This window comes from Hymenobacter saemangeumensis (assembly GCF_039541835.1).
Taxonomy (GTDB): Bacteria; Bacteroidota; Bacteroidia; order Cytophagales; family Hymenobacteraceae; genus Hymenobacter; species Hymenobacter saemangeumensis.
Genome location: NZ_BAABGZ010000008.1, coordinates 222,221 through 233,245, shown reverse-complemented (window position 1 = coordinate 233,245; position 11,025 = coordinate 222,221). Strand labels below are relative to the sequence as shown.

9 protein-coding genes are annotated in these 11,025 nt (G+C 62.0%); 3 read left to right on the top strand and 6 right to left on the bottom strand.

From position 1 onward, the window contains the following. Window positions 1-106: 106 nt before the first annotated feature. From ABD919_RS02370 to ABD919_RS02350, 5 genes are all read right to left on the bottom strand, one after another. Window positions 107-340, bottom strand: a complete 234-nt coding sequence (locus ABD919_RS02370) for a hypothetical protein (RefSeq protein ID WP_345233422.1) — start codon at window positions 338-340, stop codon at window positions 107-109. 127 nt (window positions 341-467) lie between these two features. After that, window positions 468-860 (bottom strand): hypothetical protein, encoded by a 393-nt coding sequence (locus tag ABD919_RS02365; protein WP_345233420.1) that lies wholly within the window; start codon window positions 858-860, stop codon window positions 468-470. Window positions 861-983: 123 nt separating this feature from the next. After that, window positions 984-1,643 carry a HupE/UreJ family protein gene (locus tag ABD919_RS02360; RefSeq protein WP_345233418.1) on the bottom strand — a complete coding sequence of 220 codons (660 nt, stop codon included), beginning with the start codon at window positions 1,641-1,643 and terminating at the stop codon, window positions 984-986. Between the two features lie 119 nt (window positions 1,644-1,762). Next, the gene (locus tag ABD919_RS02355; RefSeq protein WP_345233416.1) at window positions 1,763-3,091 is read right to left on the bottom strand and encodes a tetratricopeptide repeat protein; all 1,329 of its coding nucleotides are present in this window, start codon (window positions 3,089-3,091) and stop codon (window positions 1,763-1,765) included. Between the two features lie 217 nt (window positions 3,092-3,308). Then, the gene (locus ABD919_RS02350; RefSeq protein WP_345233414.1) at window positions 3,309-5,480 is read right to left on the bottom strand and encodes a DUF4331 family protein; all 2,172 of its coding nucleotides are present in this window, start codon (window positions 5,478-5,480) and stop codon (window positions 3,309-3,311) included. 305 nt (window positions 5,481-5,785) lie between these two features. Here ABD919_RS02350 and hscA point away from each other — a divergent pair, with 305 nt between their 5' ends. The 3 genes from hscA (at window position 5,786) to ABD919_RS02335 (ending at window position 10,387) form a co-directional block, all read left to right on the top strand. After that, window positions 5,786-7,705, top strand: coding sequence for a Fe-S protein assembly chaperone HscA (hscA, locus tag ABD919_RS02345; protein ID WP_345233412.1), 1,920 nt, complete (start codon window positions 5,786-5,788; stop codon window positions 7,703-7,705). Window positions 7,706-7,717: 12 nt separating this feature from the next. Further along, window positions 7,718-9,073 carry an O-antigen ligase family protein gene (locus ABD919_RS02340; RefSeq protein WP_345233410.1) on the top strand — a complete coding sequence of 452 codons (1,356 nt, stop codon included), beginning with the start codon at window positions 7,718-7,720 and terminating at the stop codon, window positions 9,071-9,073. A gap of 141 nt (window positions 9,074-9,214) precedes the next feature. Beyond that, complete coding sequence (locus ABD919_RS02335) at window positions 9,215-10,387, top strand: anhydro-N-acetylmuramic acid kinase (protein WP_345233409.1); 1,173 nt, start codon at window positions 9,215-9,217, stop codon at window positions 10,385-10,387. A 181-nt stretch (window positions 10,388-10,568) separates the two neighbouring features. Here ABD919_RS02335 and ABD919_RS02330 read toward each other — a convergent pair whose 3' ends face one another. Next, a complete protein-coding gene (locus ABD919_RS02330; RefSeq protein ID WP_345233407.1) occupies window positions 10,569-10,982 on the bottom strand; it encodes a hypothetical protein in 414 nt (137 codons plus the stop codon). Between the last annotated feature and the right edge of the window lie 43 nt (window positions 10,983-11,025).

Here is an 11,025-nt window from a genome sequence, read left to right as displayed (position 1 = left end):
AGAAGGCGTGCCCACACAGGCCTCGCTTTCTGGTAAGAGATAAGGAGAAGTGCCGCCATGTTGCCGCCGGGCCACTTCCTGGCTACCGGCGGCAACGAGCCCGGGGCTAGAAATTGGCCTTGCTCAAGCACAGGGCGCGGCACTGGGCGCGGTGCTGCGCCCGGTACTGCGCCGGCGCACGGTGCTGCTCCGGCCGCAGCCTGCTGCCTCCCGGCCGGGCGTGCAGCGCCTGTAAAGCGGGGTGGGAAAAAGCCAGCCCGGTTGTAGCGGGCAGCTGCACACGGCCTGTAGCGGCCCCAGCTCCCGCTGCGGCCAGTTGTGGCAATACCAGAATGTTCATGGTGTGAAAAAGTTGACTTGCCCGGACGCACAGCGCGGCAGGCAACGAGGGAAACGGATAAGACAAGTGGGCCTGGCTGCCTCAGGCTGCCGGCATTGCGCGGCTCCGGCTGGAGCCTGCGCTGGTCTTACCCGCGTCGGGGCGGCAAGTCAATCTTTCCCTGATAGCCGGGCGGCACGGCCACGGCAATAACGGCCCGCCTGGGCTCGGGCTGGTGAAAAACAGCGGGCGGGCCTCCGGCCGCTGGCACTGCCGGGGGCAGGCAGTGTACATCCAGGCTTTTTAAGGTGGACAGCAGGTGCTGCAAGGGCTGCCGCTCGCCTTTTTCATCCACCACATACTGCTGCCCGTTGCAGTCGTCGAAGCAGGCCACGCGCAGGGTGTTGCGCAGCTGGCAGTCGTGGCGGTGCTTGTAGGCAAAGGGCTGGTCAACCACCCGCACGGGCCGCGCCGACATACCGGCTCCCACTACCAGCAGGTAGTTGGTCAGCAGCAGCAAGGCGAGCAGCGAGCGAAGCATTTTTTAGTTGTTGGTTGTCAGTTGTTGGTTGTTAGTTGTCAGTTGTTAGTTGTCAGGCTGTTCTGATGGCGGCCTTGCCAGAACGAGCTGACAACTGACAACGAGCAACTGACAACTAGAAGCTTAAGCGAAAAACACTCTTTCTACCGTCCAGTAAGTGGCTATCAGGCCGATTACTACGGATACCGGCACTACTACCCGGGCCTTGTACCACACTTTGTGGGCGGCCCAGCGGCCTACCAATGCCCAGGCCAGCAGAATCACAGTTACCTGCCCCAGCTCCACGCCCACGTTAAAGGAAATCAGGGAGCCGAAGTAGTCTTTTTCGGGTAGGCCCAGGCCGGTGAGGGCACTGGCAAAGCCCAGCCCGTGCACCAGCCCAAACCCAAACACGATGGCCATGCGCCAGGGATTGAGCTTGTCGGTGATGATGTTCTCGATGGCCACAAACACGATAGACAAGGCAATAATGGGCTCTACAATGGCTGCCGGCGGCTTCACCAGCCCGTACATGGCCAGGCCCAGCGTGATGGAGTGCGCCACCGTGAAAGCCGTGGCCTGCAGCAGCACCGGCTTAAGGCGCGGCTCGAGGATGTAGAGGCTGAGCACAAACAGAATATGGTCGAGGCCCAGCGGCAGAATATGCGTGAAGCCCAGCTGCAGGTAAGTCCAGAAAATCTCAGTGCGCGACAGCTTACTCAGGTCCACGTCGAGCACATGGGCAGCAGCAGGGTTGGCCAGGAGCAGGAGCACACCCAGCAGGCCGGCTAGCTGCCAGCGCATTGAGGTTCTGCGTTGTGTCTGCTGGGTCTTCATTTTAGAAGCTTCAGTAACGCGGAATTTCATTCCGCGCCTGGGTTTAGGTTGGTGCTGCTGCGGAATGGAATTCCGCGCTACGGTTTCTAGCGGGCGGCCAGCAGGGTGTGGCCCTCGGCTGCCAGCTCGGGGCTGAGATAAGGCGTTTTGGTCAGCACCTTCTCAATGAGGGCGTGCCCTTCGGCGGCTTTGCCGTTTTTGGCCATGATGAGGCCGGCCCGGCACAGCAGGGTGGGGTTTTGGGAGTTGGTGCGGCGGGCCACCTGCATGTACTTCTGCGCCTCGGCAAACTCGCCGCGCTTGTAGTGCACCCAGGCCAGGGTTTCGTTCACGTCGATGTTATCGGGCCGGCGCTCGTACTCAATCTTCGCATGCGTCAGGGCCTTTTCCAGCTCGTTGGTTTTGAGGTAGGCATAGGCCAGCTCGCGGTCGGCGTAGTGGCCCATGGCTTCGTTCTCGTCGGCTTCTTCGGCCGCGTCGGCCAGCATGGAAATGGACTTCTTCGCCATCTTCTCGGCCTCGGCGGGCTGCTTGTTCAAGCGGTAGAGGTCGGCCAGCTCGTCAGCGAAAGCATAGTCCTGCACTGTGATGCGGGCCTCGTTGTAGTGCTTGATGGCCGTGGCGTAGTCCTTGCGGGCGGCGGCCACGCGGCCCAGGCCGGCCAGGGCGTAGGCGTAGGAAGGCCGGGCCATCAGCGCCATCTGGTAGCAGGCTTCGGCATTGGGCAGGTCGCCGCTTATTTCATAGAGGTGGCCCAGCGCCACGCGGGTCCACTCGGTTTGCTCCAGGCCGGTGTAGCCGGCTTTCACGGCCATGTCCATGGCCTCGATGGCACCGGGAATGTCGCCGTGAATCTCGCGCAGGTAGCTCACCCGGGCGTAGGCCGCCAGGTCGGGCCGCACCTGGTTCATCTTGTCGGCCATCTGAATGGCTTTGTCATAGTGCCCCAGCTCCACGTGGGCGTCGGTCAGCAGGCCATACACGTAGCCGCTGTTGGGGTTGAGCTTCTGCGCCTGCTCGGCCAGAGCCAGGCCTTGCGAGAAGTGGTGCTGGGTCAGGCACAGCGTGGCTTTGCAGCACAGGGCCTCAAAATTGTCGGGCTGGGCCTCCAGTACCGTTTCGAGCAGCTCCATGGCTGCTGCGTCATAGTACGGGTGGTCGCCGGTGATGCGGGCTTCCTGCATGTAAGCCTGGGCCAGCAGCAGGCGGCTTTTATGGTCGTTGGGCTGGGCCCGCAGGTTGGCTTGCAGGCCTTGGATGGCCTTTTTAGTATTCAGCCACTCGCCTCCCAGGGCCAGCGAGCCGCTCCGCTCTTTCAGCCCGGGCGCGGCCGCCTCGGGACGCTTGAAGAGGACAATGGCCGTCACGAGGCCAGCAAAGACGAGTAGTAAGGCTGGGTATAGGTATTTTCTCACAGTAGAAAGGAGGTTTCTGGTGGCTAAATTCTTGTTTCTGGTTGCTTGTTTCTGGTTTCTGGTTGTCGTTCCAATCAGAAACCAGAAACAACCAATTGTACAGCTATAATCTTACGGAATACTGACAAAAGAGCCGCCGCCAACCCGCAAAGGGCTAACCGGCGGCTCTTTATTATTCAGCTATCGGCCACTAGCCAGCGGCCATCAGCCAATGGGCTTAGTGGCGCTCCAGGCGTACCGACTGTATGGCGGTGGCGCCGCTGTACAGTGTGGCGATATACTGGCCGGGGGCTACGTCGCTGCCCGGGCGCCAGGTTACTTCGTGCTCGCCGGCCCGATAGTTCTTGGCGGCAGCTACGGTAGCCACGCGGCGGCCCAGCATGTCGCTTACTACAATGCTCAGGTTGGCGTTGGTCTTCAGGTCGAAGTGCAGGGTGGTGCTACCCACGAAAGGGTTGGGGTAGCCTTCCATTACGGCCAGCTGGGGCTGCAGGCCCAGGCCGGGGGCGGCGCTGCGCTGCGACAGAACTTCGCGCTGGGCGTTGGTGCCGCTCCAGGGCGTCTGCATGTAGGGGAAAGCAGCGCGCAGCGTGGTGTCGTTTTTCTCCACGTTGGTGCTGAAGCCCAGTACACTACCCAGGCGGGGCGTTACGGGGCTGGTCGAGGTGGGCGTATAGTCGTCGTACCACAGGCCGATAGCAGCCAGTACCACGCCGCCTACGGCTTGCAGCTCGATGCGGGTTACGTCATCCTCCAGACGGCGGCCATTGGGGAAGCCATCCATGTTGGGGATGTTCTGAATGGCGGTCGAGGTGTTGAAGCGGGCATCGGTCAGACCCAGCACGGCGGCGTGCAGCAGGCCCATCGAGTTGAAGTCAGCCGAGTTGCGGGGCGTGGGGGGCACGGCCATGTTCAGGCGCAGCATGTCGCCGAACGTGGGCAGGAAGTTGTTGATGAAGGGCTTGCCAGCCGCCAGGGGGTTACCCATTTTGCCGGTAGCCAGCTGATACGGACGCAGGTTCGGCACGCCGGTGTGGAAGATGGGGAGCAGGTCCACCGAGCGGGGCTTGCCAGCGCGCAGCAGGTACTCGCCAAAGCCGCCCTGGGCAATAGGGGCCAGAGCCGTGCCGGCTACCGCGGTAGAGCCAGCCAGGCCCGAGAGGCCAGCGGCGCCGTTGCGGAAGTCGAAGCCGTTGGCCGGCAGGCCGGGCTGGCCGGCCAGCGAGCGGCTCTGAATGCGCAGCGGCGACAGGCCGGGCACGGCAGCGCCGTAGTAAGTCTGGCCGTTGGCCATGCCCTCAGCCATGTAAAGGCCCAGCTCCGGGTTCATCAGGTGGTCAGCAAAGCGGGCTTCGGGGCTGCCGGCGGCGGGCAGTGCCATGCCGAAGGGGTCGCCGGTGTTCCACAGGTCTTTGTCGCCGATGGGCGTAATTACCTCGTTGGTGAGCGGCATGCCCAGGCGCGACACCTGAATGTAGTTGCCCGAGTGGGTCTGCGTGCCGTTGGCATTGATGGTGCGCAGGGCTTGGCGGCTAGCCGTGGCCCACACGCCAATGATAAAGTTGTCGTCCAGGATGCTGGTCGTAGCCGTCAGGTTCTGGCCCGTGCGCTGCAGCAGGCGCACCGGAATCTGCATGGCAATGGCGTGGGTGTTCTTGCGGGCTACCCCATCGCGGGCGGTGCCAGCGTTCGAGCCGGTAGCATTCTGCCGGGGGCGTACGCCACCCAGGTCGAAGATGGCACCCAGGTCCACAAAGAACGGGTCATCAACCGGGCCGCAAAACACTTTCATGCCGTTGCCGAGTGTGCGTACGGCCGAGGCCATGAGCGACTCGTAGCTGGGGGCGCCCAGGCCTGCAGCGCCACGAATGGAGCGCGGCCCAACGTTGGGCGGGGGCACAATACCAGTTCCAGCGGGTACCAGCGTGGTACTCATGCCGTTCCGAAGCTCCTCCATCATGTAGGTCGTCTTCAGGTTTTCCTGGCCCAGGCGAATCCGGAAGAAAGTGGTGGGGTCCTGGTTGGTCCGCGTAAAGGTGAAGCGGTAGATAATGTCGTCGACCGTCGTCGTCGGATTGTTCTTGACGTGGATTTCGTAGCGAACGTTCTCGCCGAAGGTGTGGTAGATGGGGCCGCCCTGGGGCAGCTCCAACGGAATGTAGTTGGCGATAATGGTCACCGTGGCATTGGCGTCGTTGGCCGCCGCGTCGGGGCTGCGGAACGCGTACAGGTCGGTGTTGTCAGCCAGCGGGTCGTCGGCAATCAGCGGAGCCTCGCGGTGGCTGGACGCCTCCAGCGTGTTGTGCTGCCCGGTCCAGGCCAGCATCCCGCCCACCGACGCTGCCACGAGCGCCGCATGGAAAAGGGGCTTAGTAAGTAAGTTTTTCATAAGTAAATGTGAAAATGGTAAAGGGAGAAATGAGGTAAGAAAAGAATGTTTAAAGAGCAGGCTGCCGTAGGCGGGAGCTACATGTTGATTTTCAGCACCTGATTCGAAAACCTGCCAGTATCAAACCTTACGAGACAAGCTCAACTTTTGGATTGACTGGCCGGTGTTTATTTTTTTAAAAAGTTCCCGCGCCGCCCAGTTTGTTCAGGTTGAGCCTTCGCGCCGGCTAGTGGCTACTTTTGTACTGTGCTTTCAGCACCTCACCTTGCTTTGTCGCGCCGCTTTACCGCGGCGCCTGTTTTTTTATGGCTACAGTTTCCATCAACCTCGCCACCGGCAGCCTCCAGCAGGAGGAAATCATCGTCGGCATCGACCTGGGCACCACCAACAGCCTGGTGGCCTACGTGCACCCCGAGCACCGCCAGCCCGTGGCCATCAACGACCAGGGCCGGGGCAGCATCGTGCCGTCCATCGTGCACTTCCCTGCCGATGACACCGACCCCATTGTGGGGACCGATGCCCAGGAATTCCTGCTCACCGAGCCCCAGAACACCATCTACTCGGTGAAGCGCCTGCTGGGCAAGTCCTACCGCGACCTGGGCGCCCACGCCGGGCAGCTGGGCTATAAGGTCATCGACGACAACAGCGAGGGCCTGGTGAAAATCAGGGTGGGCGACCGGTTCTACTCGCCCATCGAGCTGTCGGCTGAAATCCTGAAAGAGCTGCGCCACCGCGCCGAGCATGCCCTGAAAACGCCCGTCAACCGGGCCGTGATTACCGTGCCGGCTTATTTCAACGACTCCCAGCGCCAGGCCACGCGCGACGCCGGCCGCCTGGCCGGCCTCGAAGTGCTGCGCATCGTGAACGAGCCCACCGCGGCGGCCCTGGCTTACGGCATCGGCCTCGACCCCAACGAGGAAAAGACCGTGGCCGTGTACGACCTCGGCGGCGGCACCTTCGACATCAGCATCCTGCGCATTCAGCAGGGCATCTTCGAGGTGCTGAGCACCAACGGCGACACCTACCTGGGCGGCGACGACTTCGACCGCGCCATCGTGGACCACTGGCTGACGGCCTTCCAGCTGCCGGCCGGCTTCCAAACCAACCCCCACCTGCAGCAGCAGCTGCGCCTGGCCGCCGAGATGGCCAAGCGCTACCTCAGCCAGCACGAGGACTTTACCACCCAGCTGAGCACCGAAACCCAGCAGGTGTATCACGTCACGCTCAGCAAAACCGAGTTCAACCAGCTCATTCGCCCGCTGGTAGACCGCACCATCGCCGCCTGCCGCCGCGCGGTCCAGGACGCCGGGATAAGTCTCCAGCCGCAAGCTCCAGGCTCCAAGCTTCCAGAACAACAACTGAGCACTGAGCTCGACGCCGTGCTGCTGGTAGGGGGCTCCACCCGCGTGCCGCTGGTGTACGAAGCGGTATCGGAGTTCTTCGGCCAGCCGGCCAACAACAGCCTCAACCCCGACGAGGTGGTGGCCCTGGGTGCGGCCATTCAGGCCGACATTCTGGCCGGCAACCGCCGCGACGTGCTGCTGCTCGACGTGACGCCGCTCACCCTGGGCATTGAAACCCTGGGCGGGCTCATGGACCCCATCATTCCGCGCAACTCCAAGATACCCACCAAGGCCGGCCGGCAGTACACCACCAGCGTAGATGGGCAGGTAAACCTGAAAATTGCCGTGTACCAGGGCGAGCGTGATTTGGTAAGCCAGAACCGCAAGCTGGGCGAGTTTACCCTGCGCGGCATCCCGGCCATGCCCGCCGGCCTGCCCAAGGTCGACGTCAACTTCCTGCTCAACGCCGACGGCATTCTGAAGGTGGAAGCCATTGAGCTGCGCTCCAACACCCGCCAGCAGGTGGAAATCAAGCCCCAGTATGGTCTTACCGACCAGCAGGTGGAAGACATGCTCCTGGACTCGCTCATGCACGCCAAGGAGGATGTGGCCGCCCGCTTGGTTATCGAAGCCCGCACCGCCGCTGAGCAGCTGCTGTACCAGGTGGAAGGCTTCACCGCCAAAAACCGGCAACACCTCACCGCAGACGAGCTGACGGCCACGGCCGCGCAGGTGCAAAAGCTGCGCGACTCCCTGAGCAGCTCCGAGCGCGACCCCATTCTCAAAGCCATGGACGAGCTCGACGAGCTGACGCGGCCCTATGCCGAGCGGGTGATGAACATTTCCATTAAACAGGCCATGACTGGCAAAAAAATCGGGTAACGGCTGATGCGCATGCACTCTACCTTATCGGACGACTCTTCCCCCTCCACGTCCTCCCCGCGCTTTCGCTCGCTGCTGCTGCTGCTTTTCTACGTTTCCCTGGCCAGCGTTCCTTTGTCCGTAAACTGGTTTTCCCACCGCTGGCACTTTGGCCTCATGCTGGTCTCGGAGCCCCTGATGGTGCTCACAGTGGGCGTGCTGCTGCTGGGCCTGCTGGGCGGCTGGGTAACGCCCCCCCGGCGTAGCCACCGCCTGGATAAGCTCATTGGCCTGCACTTCGGGGCCCTGTTTGTGGCGACGGTTTTTTCCAACGACGTCGTTGTATCGGGCAAGTACTTTGCTACCCTGGTGCTGTATGTCACCTTTGGCTACGCCGTGCCCCGGGTACTGGTATTGCAGCGCACGGAATGGCTGCGGGCTCTGGCCTCCCTGGGACTAGGCACAGCCCTGCTTGCCCTGTACGTGCTGGCCGTTCATACCCGGTTTGGCATTTCCTACAGCTTGTCTTACATAGTAGCCAGGCCCTTTCTGGAGCACGGCCACACCAACCTGACCGTATTGCTGGAACCCCTGGTGCTGCTGCTAAACCTGGCCCTGCTCTACGTACCCCAGGCCCAGCAGCTGCGTGGCCGTATCCTCACCACGGCCTTGCTCACCGTGGTGCTCATGGTGGTGGCCTTTTCGTACTCCCGGGCTTCGTACGTGTCGTTGCTGGCCCAGGCGCTGCTGCTGCTGGCTTATGCCGGCTGGCCGGCCGGCCGCCGTCTGCTGCTGCCCTGGGCCGTAGCCGGCGTCGCAATTCTAGGCTCCTGGCATGCGCTCAACCTTGCTTATCCCGATACCTCGCGCCTGCTCAACAACACCGACCTTATGAAGGAGCTGGGCTCCTTGGGCGACTTTTCATCGGCCAATGAATCCAACGCCGAGCGCCTGAACCGCTGGCTCTACAGCCTGGAGCTTTACCAGCACGACCCCATGGAAGGCGCCGGGCCAGGCACTTTCCCCGACAGCTACCTGGAGTTTGTACGCAGCTCGCCCACCCATCCTACCTACTACACCACCCTGCGGCGCATGAACTCCCACAACCTTTACCTCACCTGGCTGGCCGAGACGGGTACCCTGGGCTTTCTGACCGGCCTGCTGCTGCTGGGCTACCTCGTGGTGCGGCAGCTGCGCTGGGCCTTCCGCTGGCGGGCGACGCCGGTGCAGATTGGCTTCACGGTATACTTCCTGTTTTTCTTGCTGCACTCCCTCACGCAGGACTTCTGGCAGGAGCCGCGCGTTATCGTGCTCTTTTGGCTGGCCGTGGGCCTGCAGCGCTACTACCAGCGCGCCCCCCGCCTGGAGCCACTAACCAACCCGACCTGAGTGGCAGGGCCCAGGCTTTAGGGATTAGAGCTTATATGCTGTTGGACATCAGCGAAAATCATCAGCTGACATCGTTCTCATCTGGTGTGCCTGCAGCAAGCCAAACCGTGGCTTAATTTCTAAGACCTAAGACCTAACCCCGTGAATCCTTCACTTGCCCGACTTGTAGCCATTGCCCAACGCCCCAGCCGCCGCATCATCGGCCTGATGTCGGGCACCTCCCTGGATGGCCTCGACGTGGCCCTGTGTAGCTGCCATGGCCACGGGAGCACCCTGCAGGTACAGCTAGAGCAGTTCACCACCCTCCCCTACCCGGCTGGGTTCCGGCGGCAGCTGCGTGATATATCCCAGCCTACCGTTTCCCTGGAGGCGCTGACGCTGCTTCACGCCGCGGTGGCCCGCTACCATGCTACTTCAGTTGGGCAATGCCTGCAGTCCTGGCGTATCTCGCCCGCTGAGATTGACCTGCTGGCCAGCCACGGCCAAACCATCTGGCATGCCCCGCAGCATCAGCACCAGCGCCCGGAATTTGCCCACCACGCCACGCTGCAGATTGGCGACGGCGACCACCTCGCTGCCCTCACTGGCATTATTACCGTGGCCGACTTCCGCCAGAAACACGTAGCCCACGGCTACGAAGGCGCTCCTCTGGCGGGCTATGCCGATAAGCTGCTCTTCTCCAAGGCCGGCGAGCACCGCCTGCTGCTCAACCTTGGCGGCATTGCCAACTTCACTTTCCTGCCCGCGCAGGCCCACCCGGGACATCCGCTCACCACCGATACCGGCCCTGCCAATACCTTGCTCGACGCGGTTACGCGCGAGCAGTTCCCAGGTCTGAGCTACGACGAAAACGGCGCACTGGCCGCCCGGGGCCAGCCCCATCCGGGCCTGCTGCAAAAGCTGCTGCATCATCCTTTCTTCGCCGCTCCCCTGCCCAAGACAACCGGCCCGGAGCTGTTCAATCTCGCTTACCTGCGGGCAGCTCAACAGCGTAGCGCTACCACAGATTTAGCCCCTCACGACTTACTGGCTACCCTGGTGGAGCTCACCGCCGCAAGCATAGCCCAGGCTGCTCAGCAATGCCTGGCCACTGCCTTGGCTGCTCCGGTGAAGGTGTTCGTCAGCGGTGGGGGAAGCCACAACGCCTCGCTGCAGCGGGCATTGCAGCGTTATATGCCCCACGCTTCATTTGCCACCACCGACACGCTTGGCATTCCTGCCGATGCCAAGGAAGCGGTGCTGTTTGCGGTGCTGGCCAACGAAACCATAGCAGGCAGCCCTGAGCTCAGCCTGGGAAAAATCTGCCTGCCATAGCGCTTACTGCGCCAGCTGCCGGGCTTAGCAGCAAAGCATTCTGTGCCCTGGTACATAAGCCTGTGCCCGTAGTGCTCCACCCGCTGCAATGCTAGCCGGAATGACATCTTGCGCGGCCTGGCCCCGCCTCTTCTCTTTCTGAATGCATAGCTTATTCCGGGCGCGCCGGCCAGCCTTCTCGCTAGTGGGTGTACCGGTCTTCGGAATCTATATAGCCACCGCCTGGTGTAGCTGCTGGCTGACGGAAGCGTAACGAAAGAGCATGCTCTGTAAGGGTGGTTATAACGGGGCTGATACGTCCCCGGCCAAACTGCAGCACATTGCCCTGCCGCACATAATGGTCACTGCCCAGCGAAGAATGGTCACTTGTTGTGCGATAATGCAGCGAGTCTTTCGTCAGCACCATGTAGTAGCCTTGTAGAATGTCTACATCCTGCGACACAATGTTGCCGGCTGCATCGTAGCGCGTTATCAGGTGGCTGCTTTCCTGCCAGCGCCCTTCCAGGCGCGGCTCTGGCTTGTCTGGCTCCACTGTTTTTTTGGTACAGGCTGCTGTAAGCAGTAAGCCTACAAAGAGTATTTGTTTGTTTTTCATCAGCTACTTAACCTGGATAGAGCATTTTTTGCAGCCCATGCTT